Annotated in this window: 23 protein-coding genes; 18 read left to right on the top strand and 5 right to left on the bottom strand. The window is 68.6% G+C overall.

Features of this window, described 5'->3' with window-relative positions; genetic code table 11:
• Positions 1-549, top strand: coding sequence for a nucleosidase (locus EV652_RS26825; protein WP_199238419.1), 549 nt, complete (start codon positions 1-3; stop codon positions 547-549).
• Here the strand turns inward: EV652_RS26825 and EV652_RS26820 are convergent.
• On the bottom strand, positions 537-1,043 hold the full coding sequence (locus EV652_RS26820; protein WP_132211998.1) for an NUDIX domain-containing protein: 507 nt from the start codon (positions 1,041-1,043) through the stop codon (positions 537-539). The two genes, EV652_RS26825 and EV652_RS26820, sit on opposite strands and share 13 nt — an antisense overlap.
• A gap of 65 nt (positions 1,044-1,108) precedes the next feature.
• On the opposite strand from EV652_RS26820, the gene EV652_RS26815 reads away from it, so the two are divergent.
• Both EV652_RS26815 and trxA read left to right on the top strand, forming a co-directional pair.
• Positions 1,109-1,477 carry a MerR family transcriptional regulator gene (locus EV652_RS26815; RefSeq protein ID WP_132211997.1) on the top strand — a complete coding sequence of 123 codons (369 nt, stop codon included), beginning with the start codon at positions 1,109-1,111 and terminating at the stop codon, positions 1,475-1,477.
• Entirely contained in the window at positions 1,474-1,806 is a 333-nt protein-coding gene (gene trxA / locus EV652_RS26810) for a thioredoxin (protein WP_132211996.1), read from the top strand. The genes EV652_RS26815 and trxA overlap by 4 nt, the downstream gene beginning before the upstream one ends.
• Before the next feature lie 66 nt (positions 1,807-1,872).
• Here the strand turns inward: trxA and EV652_RS26805 are convergent, their stop codons facing one another.
• Positions 1,873-2,241: a VOC family protein gene (locus tag EV652_RS26805; RefSeq protein WP_132211995.1), complete on the bottom strand. Its 369-nt coding sequence runs from the start codon at positions 2,239-2,241 to the stop codon at positions 1,873-1,875.
• A gap of 55 nt (positions 2,242-2,296) precedes the next feature.
• Between EV652_RS26805 and EV652_RS26800 the strand changes: the two genes are divergently transcribed.
• The 9 genes from EV652_RS26800 to EV652_RS26760 all read left to right on the top strand — a co-directional run bounded on the left by EV652_RS26800 (position 2,297) and on the right by EV652_RS26760 (position 10,293).
• Complete coding sequence (locus EV652_RS26800) at positions 2,297-2,461, top strand: ribbon-helix-helix domain-containing protein (protein ID WP_132211994.1); 165 nt, start codon at positions 2,297-2,299, stop codon at positions 2,459-2,461.
• A complete protein-coding gene (locus tag EV652_RS26795) occupies positions 2,458-3,096 on the top strand; it encodes a VOC family protein (RefSeq protein WP_132211993.1) in 639 nt (212 codons plus the stop codon). The genes EV652_RS26800 and EV652_RS26795 overlap by 4 nt, the downstream gene beginning before the upstream one ends.
• Complete coding sequence (locus EV652_RS26790; RefSeq protein WP_132211992.1) at positions 3,093-3,575, top strand: GNAT family N-acetyltransferase; 483 nt, start codon at positions 3,093-3,095, stop codon at positions 3,573-3,575. The genes EV652_RS26795 and EV652_RS26790 overlap by 4 nt, the downstream gene beginning before the upstream one ends.
• A gap of 17 nt (positions 3,576-3,592) precedes the next feature.
• A complete protein-coding gene (locus tag EV652_RS26785) occupies positions 3,593-4,864 on the top strand; it encodes an MFS transporter (RefSeq protein ID WP_132211991.1) in 1,272 nt (423 codons plus the stop codon).
• A gap of 27 nt (positions 4,865-4,891) precedes the next feature.
• A complete protein-coding gene (locus tag EV652_RS26780; protein ID WP_132211990.1) occupies positions 4,892-5,716 on the top strand; it encodes a GNAT family N-acetyltransferase in 825 nt (274 codons plus the stop codon).
• Between the two features lie 90 nt (positions 5,717-5,806).
• On the top strand, positions 5,807-7,123 hold the full coding sequence (locus EV652_RS26775) for a M14 family zinc carboxypeptidase (protein WP_132211989.1): 1,317 nt from the start codon (positions 5,807-5,809) through the stop codon (positions 7,121-7,123).
• 22 nt (positions 7,124-7,145) lie between these two features.
• Positions 7,146-7,517 (top strand): DoxX family protein, encoded by a 372-nt coding sequence (locus EV652_RS26770; RefSeq protein WP_132211988.1) that lies wholly within the window; start codon positions 7,146-7,148, stop codon positions 7,515-7,517.
• A gap of 126 nt (positions 7,518-7,643) precedes the next feature.
• Positions 7,644-9,407, top strand: a complete 1,764-nt coding sequence (locus EV652_RS26765; protein WP_132211987.1) for a proline--tRNA ligase — start codon at positions 7,644-7,646, stop codon at positions 9,405-9,407.
• A gap of 238 nt (positions 9,408-9,645) precedes the next feature.
• Positions 9,646-10,293 carry an Abi family protein gene (locus tag EV652_RS26760; protein WP_132211986.1) on the top strand — a complete coding sequence of 216 codons (648 nt, stop codon included), beginning with the start codon at positions 9,646-9,648 and terminating at the stop codon, positions 10,291-10,293.
• A gap of 1 nt (position 10,294) precedes the next feature.
• Here EV652_RS26760 and EV652_RS26755 read toward each other — a convergent pair whose 3' ends face one another.
• Positions 10,295-11,098 carry a GNAT family N-acetyltransferase gene (locus EV652_RS26755; RefSeq protein WP_132211985.1) on the bottom strand — a complete coding sequence of 268 codons (804 nt, stop codon included), beginning with the start codon at positions 11,096-11,098 and terminating at the stop codon, positions 10,295-10,297.
• 118 nt (positions 11,099-11,216) lie between these two features.
• Here EV652_RS26755 and EV652_RS26750 point away from each other — a divergent pair, with 118 nt between their 5' ends.
• Positions 11,217-11,993, top strand: a complete 777-nt coding sequence (locus tag EV652_RS26750) for a TSUP family transporter (protein WP_132211984.1) — start codon at positions 11,217-11,219, stop codon at positions 11,991-11,993.
• A gap of 7 nt (positions 11,994-12,000) precedes the next feature.
• Here EV652_RS26750 and EV652_RS26745 read toward each other — a convergent pair whose 3' ends face one another.
• Entirely contained in the window at positions 12,001-12,477 is a 477-nt protein-coding gene (locus EV652_RS26745) for a GAF domain-containing protein (protein WP_132211983.1), read from the bottom strand.
• Positions 12,478-12,530: 53 nt separating this feature from the next.
• Here EV652_RS26745 and EV652_RS26740 point away from each other — a divergent pair, with 53 nt between their 5' ends.
• Positions 12,531-13,292: a class I SAM-dependent methyltransferase gene (locus tag EV652_RS26740; RefSeq protein WP_132211982.1), complete on the top strand. Its 762-nt coding sequence runs from the start codon at positions 12,531-12,533 to the stop codon at positions 13,290-13,292.
• Here EV652_RS26740 and EV652_RS26735 read toward each other — a convergent pair.
• Positions 13,276-14,412, bottom strand: a complete 1,137-nt coding sequence (locus EV652_RS26735; protein ID WP_132211981.1) for a cytochrome P450 — start codon at positions 14,410-14,412, stop codon at positions 13,276-13,278. The genes EV652_RS26740 and EV652_RS26735 overlap by 17 nt on opposite strands.
• 61 nt (positions 14,413-14,473) lie before the next feature.
• Here EV652_RS26735 and EV652_RS26730 point away from each other — a divergent pair, with 61 nt between their 5' ends.
• The 4 genes from EV652_RS26730 (at position 14,474) to EV652_RS26715 (ending at position 19,298) form a co-directional block, all read left to right on the top strand.
• Complete coding sequence (locus EV652_RS26730) at positions 14,474-14,977, top strand: hypothetical protein (RefSeq protein ID WP_132211980.1); 504 nt, start codon at positions 14,474-14,476, stop codon at positions 14,975-14,977.
• Positions 14,978-15,079: 102 nt separating this feature from the next.
• On the top strand, positions 15,080-15,817 hold the full coding sequence (priA, locus tag EV652_RS26725; protein WP_132211979.1) for a bifunctional 1-(5-phosphoribosyl)-5-((5-phosphoribosylamino)methylideneamino)imidazole-4-carboxamide isomerase/phosphoribosylanthranilate isomerase PriA: 738 nt from the start codon (positions 15,080-15,082) through the stop codon (positions 15,815-15,817).
• The gene (locus EV652_RS26720; protein WP_132211978.1) at positions 15,814-18,102 is read left to right on the top strand and encodes an HAD-IB family hydrolase; all 2,289 of its coding nucleotides are present in this window, start codon (positions 15,814-15,816) and stop codon (positions 18,100-18,102) included. Before priA ends, EV652_RS26720 begins: the two co-directional genes overlap by 4 nt.
• The gene (locus tag EV652_RS26715; protein ID WP_132211977.1) at positions 18,102-19,298 is read left to right on the top strand and encodes a zinc-dependent alcohol dehydrogenase; all 1,197 of its coding nucleotides are present in this window, start codon (positions 18,102-18,104) and stop codon (positions 19,296-19,298) included. The genes EV652_RS26720 and EV652_RS26715 overlap by 1 nt, the downstream gene beginning before the upstream one ends.
• Positions 19,299-19,314: the final 16 nt, after the last annotated feature.

The raw sequence follows: 19,314 nt of genomic DNA, 5'->3' as shown, positions 1-19,314 counted from the left end.
GTGACGGAGTACCTGGTTGTCAGTGCGGTAGCGGGTGAGGCTCGGTATGTGCCGGCGGGGATTCCGGTGGTGGTGACCGGGGTGGGGAAGACTGCAGCGGCGGTGGCTACTGCGAGGGCTTTGGGGGAGCGGGATTCGAGCGAGTTGGTGGTGCTGAATGTGGGCACGACCGGGGCCCTGCGGGATGGGATGGCGGGGTTGTACCTGCCGTCGCAGGTGATCAATCACGACATCAATGCGGACGCGGTGCGGGCGTTGGGGATCGATCCGCAGGAGACGTTGCAGGTCGACGGTGGGGACGGGACCGTGCTGGCCTCGGGCGATGTGTTCGTGACCGATCCGGTCGTCCGGGCGCGACTGGCGGAGCGGGCGCACCTGGTGGACATGGAGGCGTACGGCGTCGTCTACGCGTGCCGGGAGTACGGCGTACCGGTGCGTGTCGTGAAGCACGTGTCGGACTCGGCCGACGAAAGCGCCCTCGACTGGCCGGCCCTGGTCGACGCCAGCGCGAAGGTGTTGGGGGAGTGGGTCACCGCCTACGTGTCTTGAGACGCTAACCATTCGAGTACGGCGGTCTCTCGCACCAGCCACCGCATCACGCCGACACCACCGGCCCGCACAGCATGATTCGCCGCGAGCGCCTCAGCGACCGTCACCCACCGCGGCTCCAACTCCAACTCAGCCTCGTACCCTTCCAGCTCAGTCGAACCGCCCTGCACGCCGCCTGAGCACTGGAAATAGTGCGAGGTCATCCGGAAGACGTCGTACGCCGACTCAGCTGCCGGCACCTCCTCGATTGTCGAGCCGACCCCCGGGCCGACGGTGACGTCGACCAGCCCGCACTCCTCGCGGAACTCCCGGCGCAGCGCGTCCGCATGCGACTCACCCGGCTCGACGCCGCCGCCGGGGAACTTGTAGTCGCCGTGCCGGGACGCGAGCAGCAGCAACTCCCGGCCCCGGAACAGCACGCCGCGGACGGCGGTCCGCTCGATCAGGCGACCGCCGGGGACGAGATCCGCTGAGGTGAACCGGCCGAGGAGCATGCGGACTATGCTGGCTTGACCTTGACCCTGGGGGCAAGGTTTAGCGTCGGGGTGAAGGAGGCGGAATGCGGATCAGCGATCTGGCGGCCGAGGCCGGAGTGACGGTCAAGGCGGTCCGGTACTACGAGGCGCAAGGGCTGCTGAAGCCCCGTCGGGAGTCCAACGGGTACCGGGCGTACGAGGCCGACGACGTGGTCGTCGTCCGTGAGGTGAAGGCGTTGCTGTCCCTCGGGCTGACCGCGGAGCAGACGTACCCGTTCATCGAGTGCCTGCGGGCCGGCAACGAGCGGGCCGACGTGTGCCCGGCGTCGCTGACGGCGTACCGGACCCGGATCGCCGAGGTGGACCGGCGGATCACCGAACTCACCGAACTGCGGGCCCGGCTGACCGACCTCCTGACCGATGCCGAGAGCTGGAGGACGAGACAACGATGAGTGGTTTGCAGACGGTCGACGAAGCGACGTTCGACGAGATGGTGCTGCGCGCGGATCAGCCGGTGCTGGTGGACTTCTGGGCGCAGTGGTGCCCGCCGTGCCACCAGATCGTGCCGGTGCTCGCGCAGATCGATGCCGAGCGCAACGACCTGACGGTGGTGAAGCTGAACTCCGACGAGAACCCATCGATCTCGGCCCGCTACCGGGTGATGGCGCTGCCGACGCTGATGCTGTTCCACCGCGGTGAGGTGATCTGGTCGGTGGTCGGCGCCCGGCCGAAGCACAAGCTGGTCAAGGAACTCGACGACGCCCTACTCGCCGCCGTCTGATCTCGGACCGATTACCAGGAGCCCGCTGGCAACCCGCCAGCGGGCTCTGTGGTGAAACACCCGCCACTAGGAAATGAACTTGTAGAGCTCGACCAGGACCCCGTGCGGCCCGGCGACGTACGCCGAGGTCGTGCCCCAATCCGTCTCGGTCGGCTCGAGCACGACCTTCCCGCCGCGCCGCCGGATCTCCTCGATGTCGGCCCGGACGTCGTCACTGCTGAACTGCAACAAGGTCCCGCCATGCGCGCCGAAGTCGTCAACCATCGCGCCCGTGTGCAGCGCGATCGTCATTGCGCCGGCCTTCACCTCGGCGTACCCCTCGGCGGCGTTGCCGGAGACCTCCAGGCCGAGTACACCGGCGAAGAATTCGGCGATCTCCTGGTTCTTCTCGCCCGTGTCGGAGAGCAGGCCCAGGTGGTCGAAGCGGAGGTTCATTCGTCGACATCCTCTCGGTTGACTGGTAGCTGTCTAGGATGCTAGCAATATAGCCATGGGTGACGAGGGTGGCAAGAAGGCGCAGTTCAACGTGTATCTGCCGCCGGAGCTGATTCGGCGGGTGAAGCACAAGGCGATCGACGAGGCGGCCAGCCTGTCCGCGCTGGTGGAGCAGGCGTTGACGGAGTACCTGGACAAGCATGGGGAGGCCCGAGGATGAACGACGTGGTGATCCGGCCGCTGCGGTTCACGGCGGACGTGGATGCGATGCAGGCGTTCCTGGAGACGCTCGGACTCCGATCGCGGATCGAGTCCGAGCGTGGTGGATGGGCTGTCCTGGTGGCCGGCCGCGGGCAGGTCGCGCTGCACGATGCGGCCACCAGCGCTACGGGCGGTCAGGCCGGCCAGACCCGGCTGTCGTTCGAGGCGGAGGACATCGACGCGTTGAAGGAGAAGCTCGAGAGTGCCGGGTACGACGACGCGACCGTCTGGGACGAGGCGTTCGGGCGCGTCCTCTCGGTCACGGGGCCGGACGCGACGAAGTTGTGGATCGACGAGCGCAGCAAGGATCTGTACGGCTACAAGCAACTGGACTCGCAGCCTGATGAGCGGTGGTCGGTCACGCCGTTCCTGACAGTGGCTGATCAACCGGCGTGGGAGCGGCTCTTCGACGTGCTCGGCATCGAGCAGTCGGTCTACTTCGGAGCGGGTGTGGAGCTGGACGTGCGGCTGGACCTGTCCACCACCGAAGACATGGATGACGTAGCGAGACGGATTGGTGAGCAAGCCACCCGGACGGCCGAAGGGCTCGAGATTGTGGATCCGGATGGGCAGATCGTGGTGGTGCACGGGTGATCGAGGTTCGGAGGGCCGAGCTCGGCGAGGTCGAGGCGGTGCGGGAGATCGGGGTGCGGACCTGGCCGGTGGCGTACGGCGGTTTGGCCTCGGAGGAGTTCGTCGTCGACGGACTGGCGCAGTGGTGGTCGCCCGAGGCGGTCGAGCGGGGCATCCGGAACGGGATCACCCTGGTCGCGGCGGAGGGCAAGGACCTGGTCGGGATGGTCGGGCTCGGCCGGGAGGGCGACTTCTGGGTGATGTGGAAGCTGTACGTGCTGCCCGATCACCAGGGCAAGGGCGTCGGCAAGGCCCTCCTCGACGCGGCGGTCAAGGCTCTTCCGGAGGGTACGACGGAACTCCTGCTCGACGTCCTGGTCACGAACGAGAAGGCCATCGGCTTCTACCGGGCCAACGGCTTCGGCGATCCTGTCAGCACACCCGACCGCGATCTTGGTGACGAACTGATGTGGATGCGCCTTGACCTCCAGACGACTTGAAGTTGGAGAGTCCCCGCATGACGACTGAGGCGATGCCGGTGCGGCTGCGGGACGATCCGGACTTCCGGCGGTACTGGCTGGCGCGGGCGCTGTCGATCACCGGGTCGATGGTCACCGCGGTCGCGCTGCCGGTGCTCGTCTACCGGCTGAGCGGCTCGACCATCCTGACGGCTCTGACGACAGCGCTCGAGGCAGCGCCGTACCTGCTGACCGGGCTGTTCGCCGGCGCCCTCTCGGACCGGTGGAACCGCCGGCGCGTGATGGTGTCGGCGGACCTGGTCAACGCGGTGCTGATCGGGTCGATCCCGGTCGCGCACCTGCTCGGCGTACTGACCGTCGGGCAGGTGCTCGTGGTCGGGTTCGCGGTGCAGTCGGTGTACACGTTCTTCGACGGCGCGAACTTCGGTGCGCTGCCGGTGCTGGTCGGGCGGGCTCGCGTCGCGCAGGCGAACTCCGCGGTCTGGACGGCGTCGAGCCTGATCGAGCTGTTCGTCCCGGCGCTCGCCGGTTTGGCACTGGCAGTGCTGAATCCGGCCAGTCTGCTCGCTCTGGACGCGTTGAGCTTCGTCGCGTCCGCGATCGCCGTACGGGGGATCGTGCGGGCGATGTCGGAGCGGCGCGAGGGGCAGTTGCCGCTGCGGCCGCGGGTGCTCTTCGCGGACATCGCGGAAGGGGTTCGGTTCCTGGTCCGGCATCCCGGGGTGCGGACAATGACGATCGTGGGCAGTCTGCAGTCGTTCGCCGGCGGCGGGTTCGTCGCGCTGATGGTGGTGTGGTGCGACCGGATCCTGCACGTCGGTACGTCGGGTGTCCGGTTCGGACTCGTGTGGGGTGCGTGGGGGATCGGCGGCCTGATCGCCGCGGTCGGTCTGCCGCGGCTGCTGAAGTGGATGCCGCCGGCCGCGATCACGCTCTACGCGCTGCCGATGTCGGCGGTGCTCGGGATCGTCACGGCGCTGGTGCCGGGCTGGGGCCTGGCCGCACTCGCGTTGCTCGTGTGGGGTTCGGCGTACGTGCTGGTGATCGTCAACTCGATCTCGTACCGGCAGCAGGTGACACCCGAGCAGTTGCTCGGCCGGGTCAACACAGCCGGCCGGATGCTGTCGTGGGGAGTGGGCTGGACGCTCGGCTCGGTCGTCGGCGGGCTGCTCGGGAATCAGTACGGCATCCGGACCGCGATGGTCGTCATGGGTGCGTTCGGATTCGTCGCGGTGGCGGTCGCGTGGACCTCGCCGCTGCGCCGGATCGCGGCCGCCCACAACCCAGGGCACGACCCAGAGCACGCCTGAGGGACCAACATCCGCTAGGTTCTGCGCGTGGGCGTACGGGTTCTCGGTCCTCGTGACCTCGCGGCGGCGCGTGCGGTGATCGCCCGCGATCCCGTCATCAACGTGTTCGTCGACAGCCTGGTGCAGGCGTCCGGACTCGATCCACGGCGGGGTGCCGAGGTCTGGGGGTACGTCGAGAAGGGCGTCCTCGAGGCGCTGTGCCATGCCGGTGGCAACATGGTGCCGGTGGGGGCGGACGACGCGGCGCTGCGCGCGTTCGCGGCGTACGCGCTGCGCCGCGGCCGGAACTGTTTCCAGATCCTCGGTCCGGCCCGGTCGGTCGAACTGTTGTGGACCACGCTCGAACCGCACTGGGGCCCGGCCCGCGAGGTGCGCGACGACCAGCCGTTCATGGTGGTCGAGAACGGGCCGGCGATCGCACCGGATCCGCTGGTCCGGGCGGTCGAGCCGGTTGAGTTGTCGATCCTCTACCCGGCCTGTGTGGCGATGTACACCGAGGAGGTCGGCGTACCGCCGCAGACCGGTCCGGACGGGACGTTCTACCGGTCGCGGGTGGCCGAGCTGATCCGGACCGGGCGGGCGTTCGCGCGGATCGAGGACGGCCGGGTGGTGTTCAAGGCCGAGGTCGGGTCGGTCGGGACCGGGGTCTGCCAGATCCAGGGGGTCTGGGTGGATCCGGAGTTCCGCGGCCGCGGGCTGGCCGCGCCGGGGATGGCGGCGGTGGTCGAGCTGGCCCAGCAGATCGCGCCGGTGGTGACGTTGTACGTCAACGCCTTCAACACGCCGGCCCGGGCGGCGTACGAGCGCGTCGGCTTCCGGACGATCGAGACGTTCGCGACGATCCTGTTCTGATACTGGGCGCTCACCGTGATGCGGCGTTGACAGGTGGTGCGGTTGGCTGTTCGTCTGCGCCGCCCCGCCCAGTGGAAGGATCTTCCTCCGATGCGAAGACTTGTCGTGTCTTTGTGCAGCTTTGCCCTCGTCCTGGTCTCTCTGACGAGTCTGTCCGAAGCTGCGCCACCCGATGTCTCGTACTACTCGATGAAGCTGCCGGCCGGAATGACGGTCGCGGACCTCATCCGGGACGGGTACGACGTCGGCCACGGGCACGGGTCCCGGCCGACCGTGATCGCGACTCCGTCCGAGGTCGGACGGTTGCGAGCGCGTGGCGTCGTACTGGGCAAGACGGGCGACGTCTATCAGCCGGTACCACGGTCGGAGCCGGGTGGTTCGACGTACTACGGCGGCTACCACACCACCGCGGGACATGAGCAGCACAACGCGGAGGTCGCGTCGGCGCACCCGGACCTGGTGAAGCTGTACGACGTCGGTGACTCGTGGAAGAAGGTCAAAGGCCAGGGCGGTCACGACATCCAGGCCCTGTGTATCACCAAGCTGGCGTCCGGCGACTGTGCGTTGACCAGCACGGGAAAGAAGCCGAAGTTCGTGCTGCACACGCAGATCCACGCGCGGGAGATCGCGACCGGTGAGATCGCGTACCGATGGGTCGACCTGCTGGTTTCGTCGTACGGCGTGGATCCCGAGATCACCGCGTTGCTCGACACCCGGGAGCTCTGGGTGGTGCCGATCGCGAACCCGGACGGTGTGGACGTGGTCGCGTCGAACCCGAGCCGGCCGGTGCTGCAGCGCAAGAACCTCGACAACAGTGCGGGCGGCTGCCCGGCGGCCGATGCCGGCGTCGACCTGAACCGGAACTCGTCGTTCCAGTGGGATGTCCAACAGGGCGGACCGTGTGACGAGACCTACCCGGGTGCGAAGGCGGTGTCCGAGCCGGAGACAGTCGCGATCCAAGGGCTGCTCGACGCGATCTTCCCTGACACCAAAGGGGATGTGGGCGAGCCGGCCGCGGCGGACACCACCGGGGTGATGCTGAGTCTGCACAGTTTCGGCAACGACATCCTGGCGCCGTACGGCTACACGAATACGGACGCGCCGGACAAGGCGAAGCTGGTTGCTCTGGGCAAGAAGATGGGCCAGTTCGCCGGGTATCCGGTGTCGACCGGGGACGGCGGGGTCGGGTACTTCGCGCCGGGTGCGACGGACGACTGGCTCTACGGGACGCGCGGCGTACCGGCGTACACGTTTGAGATCGGGCCGCCGTCCGGGGCCTGCGCGGGCTTCCTGCCGGCGTACTCGTGTGTGTCGTCGACGTTCTGGCCCGCGCTGAAACCGGCGTTGGTCTATGCGGCCCGTGCTGCGGCGGCGCCGTACGGGAAGCTGCCTGTTACCTCTGGGTAACAACTCCGCTATGCTCCGTGGCATGACGTCGCGGAGCAGGAGTACCACCGGTCTGGCCGTGCTGTTCGGGGTACTGGGGTCACTGCATTTCGTGAAACCGGAGCCGTTCGAGCAGATCGTGCCGCGGGCGCTGCCGCGGAAGAAGGAACTCGTCTACGCGTCCGGCGTGGCCGAGCTGGCGTGTGCGGCCGGACTGCTGCATCCGCGGACGCGGCGGGCGGCCGGATTGGTCAGTGCGGCCTTGCTGGTGGCGATTTTCCCGGCCAATGTGCAGATGGCGATGGACCTCAACCGGAAGGGATCGCCGACCGCGCGGGCGATCGCGTTCGCGCGGTTGCCGCTGCAGCTCCCGCTGATCCGGGCCGCGCTGCGGGCGTCGCGCGAGGGTCGCTGAGCCTGGTCGCGCGGGCTTTTTCGCTGCGGACCTGTGGATAACGTGGTGAGAGCATGCCCGCGGGGCGGATATCCTCTGTGACGTCCGTTGTTTCAGCCATCTTTTCTCAGGCTTTTGGAGACTCCCGTGATTCTGCGTATGTCGTCGATGTTCCTCCGCACCCTTCGCGAGGATCCGGCGGACGCGGAGGTCCCGAGCCACAAGCTGCTCGTCCGCGCCGGCTACATCCGGCGGACCGCGCCCGGTATCTACACCTGGCTGCCGCTGGGCCTGCGAGTGTTGCGCAACGTCGAGCGGATCGTCCGCGAGGAGATGGACGCGATCGGCGCGCAGGAGCTGGTGTTTCCCGCGCTGTTGCCCCGGGAGCCCTACGAGGCGACCGGCCGCTGGACCGAGTACGGGCCGAACATCTTCCGGCTGAAGGATCGCAAGGGCGCCGACATGCTGCTCGGGCCGACGCACGAGGAGATGTTCACGCTCGTCGTGAAGGAGCTCTACTCGTCGTACAAGGACCTGCCGCTGTCGATCTACCAGATCCAGAACAAGTACCGCGACGAGGCGCGGCCGCGGGCCGGCGTGCTGCGCGGGCGCGAGTTCGTGATGAAGGACTCGTACTCGTTCGACATCGACGACGACGGGCTGGCGGCGTCGTACGAGCTGCACCGGCAGGCGTACATCAACATCTTCGACCGGCTCGGCTTCGACTACGTGATCGTCAAGGCGATGTCCGGTGCGATGGGCGGTTCGCGGTCGGAGGAGTTCCTGGCCATCGCGGAGAACGGTGAAGACACCTTCGTCCGTTCGCCCGGTGGGTACGCCGCCAACGTCGAGGCGGTCGTGGTTCCGCAGTCGGAGCCCGTGGACGCTTCCGGTGTGCCCGCGGCCGAGGTCGTCGACACCCCGGACACGCCCACGATCGACACGCTCGTGGACGCGATGAACGCGAAGCACGCCCGGACCGACGGTCGCGAGTGGATCGCGGCGGACACGCTGAAGAACGTGCTCGTCATGCTGGTGCACCCCGACGGCACCCGCGAGCCGCTGGCGATCGGCGTCTCCGGCGATCGGGCGATCGACGAGAAGCGGCTGGGTGCGCAGGTGGAGCCCGCCGAGGTGGTCGCGTTCGAGGAGTCGGACTTCGAGAAGTTCCCCTCGCTGGCGAAGGGCTACATCGGTCCCGGCGTGCTCGGCTCGGAGAACACCTCCGGGATCCGCTACCTGCTCGACCCCCGGATCGCCGAGGGGTCGGCGTGGGTGACGGGTGCGGACAAGTCCGGCTTCCACGTGATGAACCTGGTGTACGGTCGCGACTTCACCGCCGACGGCACGATCCAGGCCGCGGAGGTGCGCGACGGCGACGAGGCGCCCGACGGTTCGGGTCCGCTGGCGTCGGCGCGCGGGATCGAGATGGGCCACATCTTCCAGCTCGGCCGGAAGTACGCCGACGCGCTGGACCTGAAGGTGCTGGACCAGAACGGCAAGCTCGTCACCGTCACCATGGGCTCCTATGGTGTCGGCGTCACCCGCGCGGTGGCCGCCATCGCCGAAGGCAACCACGACGAGTTCGGCCTGGTCTGGCCCCGCGAGATCGCGCCGGCCGACGTCCACCTCGTTGCCACCGGCAAGGACGCCGAGGTGTTCGAGAAGGCCGCCGAACTGGCCGCCGAGCTGGAGTCCCGCGGCCTGAGTGTCATCTACGACGACCGCGAGAAGGTCTCCCCAGGCGTCAAGTTCAAGGACGCCGAACTCATCGGCGTCCCCACCATCGCCGTTGTAGGCAAGGGTCTCGTCGACGGCACCATCGAGGTCAAAGACCGCCGCTCCGGCACCCGCACCGACGTCCCCCTAGCCGACGTAGCCGACCACCTGGTCACGGTCGTCCGCTCGTGAGCGAGAGCCGGCCTTCAGCGAGTAGCTGAGGGCCGGCTCATCCACCTGGTTGGGCCCGGGCCTGTATTCGCCTGATCTGCCGCGGATGCGCATGCCCAGAAACAGGTCCAGAAAGGTCGTGGCCCCGGCGACATGACCTAAGTCAGCGGTCCACCGGGGCTTCCATCGGAAGCTTACCACCGACGAGGAGGCACTCGTGGAGCCCGTCGCGCCGCTGCCGCCACCGGCCGGTCCATGGGTGCAACGCTGGCTGAGTCCGGCACGCCTAGCGAAGTACCGCACCGCGACCGACTGCGATCTGCAGCGCGCGCTCCAGCTCTACGAGTGGAATGCCAAGATCAGCGCGGCGTTGATGAGAGATCTCGGCCATGTCGAGATCGGCCTGCGCAACGCCTATGCCGAGGTCATCGAGCACTACTGGTCAGGTACGCCGGATCACTGGACGCGCTCCGCGGCGACGCTGTTTCGACCGGTGTACCGCATGCGCGACGGCGAGCCGGTGGATATCAACCGTCAGCAGCGGGCGCAGCTCGAGGAGGCCTGCGCGCGGGTCGGGCCCGATGGTCCGCCGGGGAAGGTGATCGCCGAGCTGACCTTCGGGTTCTGGCGCTTCCTCAGTTCGTCTGCGCACGAGAAGACGGTTTGGGTGCCGTTCCTGCACCGTGCCTATCCGCCCGGGACCAATCGCAAGCGTGATGTCGACAGCAGGGTTGCGACGCTCAACAGGCTGCGCAACCGGGTGGCACATCACGAACCGCTCATCGGCGAAAACCTGCCGCGGGAAGCCGCGAAGGTCAGTGCGCTGGCTGGTCTGCTTGATCCGGAGCTCGGGGCGTATGTGGCAGCGACGTCCGACGTACCGGGACTTTTGCTGGCGCGGCCGTAGGTTACGGGCGGATCCAGACGGTCCAGCGTTCTAGGCGGTGGTAGTTGAGGCGTTCGTAGACGGGTTGGCCGGCGTCGGAGGCTATGAGGGCTGCCGGCTGGGTGGGGTGGTGGGTGGTGGCGGTCCAGGTGAGGGCTGCGCCGGCGCGTCGGCCTCGGGCGGCGGGCATCACGGCGACGTTCTCGACGACGGTGATGCCGGCGGCGTTGTGGGCGGTCGCGGTGGCGAGCGGTACGTCGCCGTCGTACCCGACCCAGACGGTGGACGGGCCGCCGAAGAAGGTCGCGTTGTAGAGGGCGGCAGGCTGGAAGGGTTGGAGCTCGGGGAGCGGGTAGCCCTCGATCAGGACGCGTTCGGCGTCGGCGAGATCGGCTTCGTCGGTGACCTCGCGGATCTCGAGGTCGGTGACCGGCGGGGTGGTCGCGGCGTCGGGAAAGCGCAGCATGAGTGGGGGATGGCCGGCGAGGGCGAGGCCGTGTTCGCGGAGATCGCGGGTCGGCCACGGGATGAGGTACAGGTACGGCACGTTGTTCGGCAGGTGCCGCGCGACTTCGAGGATCACGTCCGCCGGGTCGACCGGTTGTTTCTGCACGACCCAGTTCGTCAGCGGTCCGCGGTCGCCGAGGAAGCCGCCGGCCCAGGCGTCACCGTCGTACCAAGGCTTGCCGGCCCGGCGGGCGGCGTCGGTCGCCCAGGACGCGTGCGCGAGGACCGCCTGCCGGACGAGCGAGTCCGTCGGGGTGAGGTCCGGTTCCCAGCCGGTGGCGAGCGATTCGCCTTCCGGTGGCAGGATCGAGGACGCCATCCGCCCACTGTCGCACCGCCGCCGTGGTTTGTCTCTCATTCCCCGCTGTAAGGGTTGAGCGAGAGTATGCCCTTACCTGATCATCGGTTCGTGACAACTTCTCGACCGCGGTGGCGCTGTGCCTGACGTCTCTGTGTGGACCCTGGTCTTCCTGGTGATCGCGGCCTTCTCGGCCGGCTGGATCGACGCCGTGGTCGGGGGTGGCGGGCTGATCCAGCTGCCGGCGATGCTGCTGGGGCTCCCGGGCGCGACCCCGGCGCAGATCCTGTCGACGAACAAGATCTCGTCCTTGTGCGGTACGACGACCAGCGCGGTGACGTTCGGGGTGAAGGTCCGGCCCGATCGCCGGACCGTCGTCCCGCTGGCGATCCTGGCCGGACTCGGGTCGGCCGCGGGGGCGCTGGTGGCGACGAAGATCCCGATGTCCTGGTTCAAGCCGATCGTGCTGGTGCTGCTGATCGGGGTCGCGATCTACACCGCGATGAAGCCGTCGCTCGGTGCTCGCACGGCGTTGCGGTTCGACGGCCGGGACCATTACGTCGCGGCGAGTGTGGTCGGCGTACTGATCGGCTTCTACGACGGTGCGGTCGGGCCGGGCACCGGATCGTTCCTGATCTTCGCGCTGGTCGGGTTCCTCGGTTACAACTTCCTGCAGGCCAGCGCGAAGGCGAAGATCGCCAACGTCGCCACCAACCTGGGTGCCATCATCATCTTCGCCTTCAACGGCGCCCCACTCTGGATCCTCGGCCTGATCATGGGCGCCGCCAACATGCTCGGCGGCCTGCTCGGCGCCCGCACCGCGGTGGCGCGCGGCAGCCGCTTCGTCCGCGTCATCTTCCTGGTCGTCGTCTCCGCCCTCATCCTCCGCCTCGCCTACGACGTCTTCTGGGGCTGAGGCCGGCTCACCCGTTGCTGAAGGTCGGGGCCCATGGGGCATCGGCCAGGCCGATGCGGCGGATTGCTTCGGCGGTGCGCCCCGCCAAGCGTTGGAGGTCGTCGATCTGACGCTTGGTGGCGTGGTGGTGACGGGACCAGTAGGCGCCGATGGCGGCGGTCGGGGTCGGGGAGCCGACCGGGACCATCAGCAGGCTGCGGACGAAGGTGGGCATGTACGCCTCGAGCGGGATGCGCTTGTCGAGCTCGATGTTGGGGACGACGGCGGTCTCGTCATGCTGCATCGCCCAGCCGCTGATACAGGAGGTGATCGGGAACCGCTGGCCCTTCCACAGCGGCGCGATCGCGTCCTCGTCGGCGTAGAAGCAGCGGTCCTGCTCGCGGAGCACGAAGGTCGCTCCCTGCGCACCGGTGAGCCGCCGGGCCTCGACCCGGACGATCTCGCCGACCTCGGCCAGGGTTTGCGCGGCCGCCAGGTTCGTCATGCGGTCATTGTGCGGCGCGCCAAGCGAACTGCGCCAGTACTAGGGTCCGGATCATGGTCGACTACAACGGACGGTTAAGCAGCGTGTACGCCGCGGGACGTGAGATGACCGTGGACGAGGTACAGCGGTGGACCGCCGCCATCCAGGCGTACCTGCCGGAGGAGCGGCCGCTGACGATCCTCGACCTCGGCAGCGGGACCGGCCGGCTCACGCCAGGGCTGGCCGAGGAGTTCGGCGGACCGGTGTACGGCGTGGAGCCGTCGGACCGGATGCGGGAGATCGCCGAAACCAGCGCGGCGCACCAGGCCGTGACCTACCTGCGAGGGAGCGCCGAGAAGATTCCGTTGCCTGAGGCATCGGTTGACGGGGTGCTGATGTTCCTGTCGTTCCACCACTTCCGGGACCAGTTGAAGGCACTGCAGGAGGTCCACAGGGTGCTGAAACCCGGGGGAGCGGCGTTCCTGCGCAGCCAGTTCGCCGACCTGATGCCGGATCTGTTCTGGTACGATTACTTTCCGTCCGCCCGAGAGGTCGACGCGGGCATGTACCGCACGCTCGACGAGTCGAAGGCGCTCGCCGAGGCAGCCGGGCTGCGGCCGGGTGAAGGCCCGGTCTGGGTGAGTACGGAGCCGCCGCGCACGCTCCGCGAGAGCTACGACCGGCTCAAACACAGGGCGCTGTCGACGTTCGAGCACCTGCCCGAAGCAGAGATCGAGCGTGGGTTCACCCAACTGGCTGCCGACGCCGATCAGGAGCCGGACAAGGACATGCCGGTGTACCCGGCCGCGATTCTGGTGCTCAGGCGTCCCAACTGACATTGAGTGCCGGCGGTTTGCGGAAGACGAGGCCGTGAGGGGGTGGTGAGGCCGGATCGAGGCGGAGTCCCGGCAGGTCGAGGATGGCGCTGACCGCGGTCTGGGTCTCCAAGCGGGTCAGGTGCATCCCCAGGCAGATATGCGGACCGCTGGCGAAGGCCAGGTGACGGCGGGCGTTGGTACGGCGGACGTCGAACGTGTCGGGGGACGGAAAGACGGCCGGGTCGCGGCCGGCGCCGGCCAGGGAGACGGTGACCAGGTCGCCACGGTGGATCGAAGCGCCCGCCAGTTCGACGTCGCGGGTCGCGTAGCGATCGACCACGGCGGCGGCCGGCTCGAGGCGGAGCGACTCCTCCAAGGCGTTGGGCAGCAGCGTGGGATCGGCACGGACGAGGTCCAGTTGGTCCGGCGCGTTGAGCAGATGCCAAAGAGCGTTGGTGATCATGCCCTCGGTGGTCTCGATCCCGCCGAACATCAGGACCGCGGCATTCGCGACCACGTCGTCGACGCCGAGGCCGGCGCGGGCCGCGGCGGCGATCAGGGAGTCGGCGGAATCGATGCCTAAGGCAACGTGTGCGTGCAGCTGGGCGAACGCCTCGGCGCCCTCCGGCGTCACCTGCCGTCCGGCCGAGACGCCCGTGACAGAGTCGGAGATCGCGGTGTACCAGTCCAGCACCGTCGAGGCCGAAGCAGGCGGGAGTCCCAGCGAGTAGGCCACCACGGCCACGGACAACGGCCCGGCCACCGTCCGCCGCAGGTCGACGGTGGCAGGCCGCGGCCCGCCGTCCGTGGGCTGGATCGCCGCGATCAGGTCGTCGACGGTCTGTTGTACGACGGGGGTGAATCGGCGGCGGGTCTCGGCGAGGCCGAACGGGGACTCGAACGGATCCCGGTGTGCCTTGTGCGCCGCGCCGTCCAGCGACAGCATCGACGGCCCGACCACCTGCGCCGTCGAGAACCGCGGATCGTCGACCGTGAACGTCACCGGATCGCGCATCACCGCCATCGCGTGCTCCCGGCTCGCCACCACCCAGCCGCCCAGCGCGTCCACCCACCCGACCGGCCGGATCCGCGCCAACGCCGGGTGAGGGTTTTCGGTCAGCTCCTCGAGCGAAATCATCGCCGCCCAGCTTAGGTGCGGACCTGTGGTGCTGCGCGCCGCCGAATCGCACACTGAGGCCATGGACTGGACCACCGTGCTGACTGCGCTCCTGGCACTCGCCGGCGTGTGGGTCGGTGCCTACCTCCAGCGGCTCGGAAACTACGAGGAGTGGCGCCGGAACCGGCTCTACGACCTGTACGTGGAACTCGTCCCGATCCTCCGCCGCGCCCAGGGAGCGCTCGGATCGGAGCGGGCCCTGACGTCCAACAAGGTCGCGGGTGAGCTGAGCCCGTTGATCGTGCGGGCGGAGATCCTGTGCTCGCCCGAGGCGCTGGCGGGCATCAAGGGCATCTACGCGATGATGAAGAAGACTGGTGTGCCCTGGTATGTGAAGGGCGACGATCGCGAGCAGTTCCCGCGGACGAAGCAGCTGGGCACCGAGTCGGCGATGCGTCGGCAGATCGAGGAGCTGATGTCCGCGATGACGAGTGACATGAAGGCGCCCCGGTGGCGTTCGGCCAGACGGCTCGTGCGCCTGCTCAAGCGGCGCCCGCGGCCGGCGGAGGACCGGCCGACTGGATAGGACCAGAAGGACTACTGGTATTGCTGCGACAGATTGGAAGGCAACGACTCAGCGGGGCAGCGGGTTACGAAAGCTGAACTGAGGCCATCTAGGGTGTGGGCCATGTCTGAGAACCTGGTGCTGCTGCCTGCCGTCGATGTGGCGGACGGTCAGGCGGTCCGGCTGGTGCAAGGGGAGGCCGGCAGCGAGACGTCGTACGGCGATCCGCTGGCCGCGGCGATGGCCTGGCAGGACGCCGGCGCCGAGTGGATTCATCTGGTCGATCTGGACGCCGCGTTCGGTCGTGGCAGCAACCGTGAGTTGCTCGCGGACGTGACCGGCAAGCTGGACGTCCAGGTCGAGCTGTCCGGCGGTATCCGCGACGACGACTCGCTCGAGGCGGCCCTCGCGACCGGCGCGCGCAGGGTCAACATCGGCACCGCCGCGCTCGAGGACCCGGAGTGGTGCGACCGGATCATCCGGCAGTACGGCGACCGGGTCGCGATCGGGCTCGACGTCCGCGGCCGGACCTTGGCGGCCCGCGGCTGGACCAAGGAAGGCGGCGACCTCTACGAGGTGCTCGAGCGGCTGGAAGCGGCCGGCTGCGAGCGGTACGTCGTCACCGACGTGACCAAGGACGGCATGCTCCAGGGACCCAACCTGGACCTGTACCGCGATCTGTGCGCGCGCACCGACAAGCCGATCGTCGCCTCCGGCGGTGTCTCCAGCCTGGACGACCTCAAAGCCCTCAGCACGCTCGTCAAGGACGGCGTCGAGGGCGTCATCGTGGGTAAGGCTCTGTACGCCGGTGCGTTCACCCTGACCGAGGCACTCGAAGTCACGCGTGGAGGCGACAAGTGAGTCTGGCCGACAAGCTCAAGGACAAGAAGGTCCTGGTCACCGGCGTCACCGGATTCGTCGGTGAGGCTCTGCTGCATCGAATGATCGGGGACCTCCCCGGTACGACGGTCGTCGCGATCATCCGGCCGAAGGGCTCGCTGACGGGTGCCGACCGGATGGCGCAGCTGCTGAAGAAGGACATCTTCAAGCCGTTCTACGGCGAGGGCACCGAGCATGCCGACGCCGAGGCGCTGACGGCGGCCCGGATCCAGGTCGTCGAGGGCGATCTGTCCGACGTACCGGAGCTGCCGAAGGATCTCGACATCGTCGTGCACTGCGCCGGCGACGTCAGCTTCGACCCGCCGATCCACGAGGCGTTCACAACCAACGTGCTCGGCACGAAGAGCCTACTCGAGCGGATCGTCGAGACGGGGCGCCAGGTCCACTACGTGCACATCTCCACTGCGTACACCGCGGGCCGGCGGCGCGGCGCGATCCCGGAGGCGCCGGTCGACCACAGCGTCGACTGGCGGACCGAGGCCGAGGCCGGGATGGCGATGAAGGCCCGGATCGAGGAGCAGTCCCGGTCGGCCCCGATGCTGGCCAAGTTCCGCAAGGACGCCGAGAAGCTGCACCGCCGGGCCGGCCACCTGACGGCCGCGACCGACACCGAGCGGCGCCGGACCGAGTGGGTCGCGAAGAAGCTGGTCGAGACCGGCACCGAGCGGGCCCGCAGTCTCGGCTGGACCGACTGCTACACCTTCACGAAGGCGCTCGGCGAGCGCGTGGTCGAGGAGTTCTCGGCCAAGCTGCCGACCTCGATCGTCCGGCCGGCCATCATCGAGTCCGCGGTGCAGAGCCCGCACCCGGGCTGGATCGAGGGCTTCAAGATGGCCGAGCCGCTGATCCTGGCCTACGGCCGCGGTGAGCTGCCCGAGTTCCCGGCCAGCCCGGACTCCGTGGTCGAGATCATCCCGGTCGACCACGTCGTCGGCGCGATCTGCGCGGTGATGGCGACCGAGCCGGAGCTGTCGAAGCCGGAGTACTACCACGTCAGCTCCGGCGCGCGGAACCCGCTGACCTTCGAGCAGCTGTACGCCGGCGTACGGGCGTACTTCTCCAAGCACCCGTTCGACCTGGGCGAGCGCGGCGCCGTCCGGCTGCCGGTCTGGAAGTTCCCCGGCGGCGACTCGGTCGAGAGCATGCTGCGGTACGGCGAACGCGCGCACAAGATCGCCGACAAGATCATCACCCACGTCCCGCGCGGCGAGCGCACCCGGAAGTACGCGCGCGAGCTCGACGTCCAGAAGCGTCGGCTCGACTTCCTCCGCCGCTACATGGATCTGTACTCCGAGTACGCACAGGCGGAGCTCCAGTTCATCGACGACAACGTGCTGGCCCTGCACAACGCGCTCGAGGGCGACGACCGGGAGAAGTTCTGGTGCGACACCTCGATCGTCGACTGGCAGCACTACCTGCAGGAAGTGCACTGCCCGAGCGTGACCGACTCGCTCCGGCGGCTGGACGTCGTCCGGAAGAAGCGGAACAAGGCGCTGGCCGAGTCCGCCGGCGTACTGAAGAAGGTCGAACCGCAGCAGGACGCCGAGGTGATCGCCGCGTTCGACATGGACGGCACGCTGCTGTCCTCGAACGTGATCGAGACCTACCTGTGGATGCGGCTGCCCGAGCTGGACAGCCACCAGCGGGTCGGTGAGATCGGCGCGATGCTGCGCAAGCTGCCGAAGCTGATCTCGGCCGAGCGCAAGGACCGCGGCACGTTCCTGCGAACGATCTACCGCCGGTACGAGGGGGCCGATCTCGAAGAGCTGAACCGCATCGTCGACGAGCTCCTGGCCGAGCATGTCCTCGAGCGGCTGAGTGGTGACGCCGTACGACGGATCCGCGAGCACCGCGCGGCCGGCCACAAGACGATCCTGATCACCGGGGCGGTCCGGCCGCTGACCCGGCCGTTGGAGCCGTTGTTCGACGAGATCGTCGCCGCCGAGCTGGCGGTCGACGACCGCGGCCGGTGCACCGGGTTCCTGTCCGGGCCTCCGCTGGTCGGTGAGTCCCGGGCCGCGTGGATCAAGCATCGCGCCCGCGGCACCAATATCGACCTGTCCAAGTCCTATGCCTACGCCGACAGCCACTCGGACCTCCCGATGCTGCAGGTTGTCGGCAATCCGGTCGCCGTCTCCCCGGACGTATCGCTGTTCCGGGCCGCCCGGGCCGCGCGCTGGCAGATCGTCGACTGGAAGACCCCGTCCACCTCTTCCCGACTGGAGCTGCCCGGGGTGAACGCCTGATGATGCTCGCTCTCGAGATGTACCGGTCGCCGGCGAAGTACCTGGCGGCCAAGGCGGTCGGCGGCCGGATCCCCGGCATCCTGACCGGCCCGGCCGCGCCACTGCGCCTCGTCACCATCAACGAGCCGAAGGCCGAGCGGGAGGGATGGGCGCGGATCCGCCCGATCCTGTCCGGCATCTGCGGTTCCGACCTCGGTATGGTCACCGGCTCGACCAAGCTGTACTTCTCCGCGATGGTGTCGATGCCGTTCGTCCCCGGTCACGAGATCGTCGGCGAGCTGCTCGACGACTGCGAGGACCTGCCCAAGGGCACCCGGGTGGTGATGGACTCCGTCCTCACCTGTGCCGCCCGCGGTGTCGAGCCGTGTCAGGGCTGCGCGACCGGTAACACCAACCGGTGCGACCGCATCACGGTCGGTCACGTGGCGCCGGGCCTGCAGACCGGGTTCTGTCAGGACACCGGTGGCGGCTGGGGCAACGTGATGGTCGCGCACCGCAGCCAGCTGTACGCCGTACCGGACGGGATGTCCGACGAGCGCGCCGTATTGACCGAGCCGCTGGCCTGCGCCGTCCACACCGCTCTGCGCGCGAAGGTGGAGCCGGGTCAGTCGATCCTGGTCAGCGGTGCCGGCGCGGTCGGACTGTTCGCGACCCTCGCACTGCGCGAGCTGACCCAGGCCGGCCGGATCACGGTCGTCGCCAAGCACGCCAAGCAGCGCGAGCTCGCCCGTGCCTTCGGCGCCAGCGACGTCGTCGCCCCCGACGAGGTGTTCCGTGGGGTACGACGCTCAACCGGTGCCTTCCGGTTGAAGCCGGAGCTGGCCAAGGAGTTCCTGCTCGGCGGTGTCGACATCGCCGTGGACGCGGTCGGCAGCAAGGACTCGATCGACACCGTGCTGCGAGTGACCAAGGCCGGTGGCCGGGTGGTGCTGTCCGGGATGCCGGCCAGTGGCGCCGACCTGTCGCCGGTGTGGTTCCGGGAGCTGGAGCTGACCGGCACCTACGCGTCCGCGCGCGAGGAGTCGAACGACCAGCCGGCCTTCGAGACCGCACTGGAGCTGGCCGCGAAGGCTCCGCTGGACGGCATTGTCGGTGCGCGCTACCCGCTGTACCGCTGGCGCGAGGCGATCGACCACGCGCATTCGGCCGGCCGACTCGGCACGGTCAAGGTCGCATTCGATGTGAGGGCCTCATGAGGGCCGTGACACTGGT

The sequence above is a fragment of the Kribbella steppae genome (assembly GCF_004342025.1).
In the GTDB taxonomy this organism is placed as follows: domain Bacteria; phylum Actinomycetota; class Actinomycetes; order Propionibacteriales; family Kribbellaceae; genus Kribbella; species Kribbella steppae.
Note: the sequence above shows the minus strand (reverse complement) of the source record. Positions and strands in the feature narration are given on the sequence as shown.

Coding starts and splice junctions, on each gene's coding strand:
- EV652_RS26820 (WP_132211998.1), bottom strand. CDS start 1,043: ATGCTCCTCGGCCGGTTCACCTCAGCGGATCTCGTCCCCGGCGGTCGC.
- EV652_RS26815 (WP_132211997.1), top strand. CDS start 1,109: ATGCGGATCAGCGATCTGGCGGCCGAGGCCGGAGTGACGGTCAAGGCG.
- trxA (WP_132211996.1), top strand. CDS start 1,474: ATGAGTGGTTTGCAGACGGTCGACGAAGCGACGTTCGACGAGATGGTG.
- EV652_RS26805 (WP_132211995.1), bottom strand. CDS start 2,241: ATGAACCTCCGCTTCGACCACCTGGGCCTGCTCTCCGACACGGGCGAG.
- EV652_RS26800 (WP_132211994.1), top strand. CDS start 2,297: ATGGGTGACGAGGGTGGCAAGAAGGCGCAGTTCAACGTGTATCTGCCG.
- EV652_RS26795 (WP_132211993.1), top strand. CDS start 2,458: ATGAACGACGTGGTGATCCGGCCGCTGCGGTTCACGGCGGACGTGGAT.
- EV652_RS26785 (WP_132211991.1), top strand. CDS start 3,593: ATGACGACTGAGGCGATGCCGGTGCGGCTGCGGGACGATCCGGACTTC.
- EV652_RS26775 (WP_132211989.1), top strand. CDS start 5,807: ATGCGAAGACTTGTCGTGTCTTTGTGCAGCTTTGCCCTCGTCCTGGTC.
- EV652_RS26770 (WP_132211988.1), top strand. CDS start 7,146: ATGACGTCGCGGAGCAGGAGTACCACCGGTCTGGCCGTGCTGTTCGGG.
- EV652_RS26755 (WP_132211985.1), bottom strand. CDS start 11,098: ATGGCGTCCTCGATCCTGCCACCGGAAGGCGAATCGCTCGCCACCGGC.
- EV652_RS26745 (WP_132211983.1), bottom strand. CDS start 12,477: ATGACGAACCTGGCGGCCGCGCAAACCCTGGCCGAGGTCGGCGAGATC.
- EV652_RS26740 (WP_132211982.1), top strand. CDS start 12,531: ATGGTCGACTACAACGGACGGTTAAGCAGCGTGTACGCCGCGGGACGT.
- EV652_RS26735 (WP_132211981.1), bottom strand. CDS start 14,412: ATGATTTCGCTCGAGGAGCTGACCGAAAACCCTCACCCGGCGTTGGCG.
- EV652_RS26730 (WP_132211980.1), top strand. CDS start 14,474: ATGGACTGGACCACCGTGCTGACTGCGCTCCTGGCACTCGCCGGCGTG.
- priA (WP_132211979.1), top strand. CDS start 15,080: ATGTCTGAGAACCTGGTGCTGCTGCCTGCCGTCGATGTGGCGGACGGT.
- EV652_RS26715 (WP_132211977.1), top strand. CDS start 18,102: ATGATGCTCGCTCTCGAGATGTACCGGTCGCCGGCGAAGTACCTGGCG.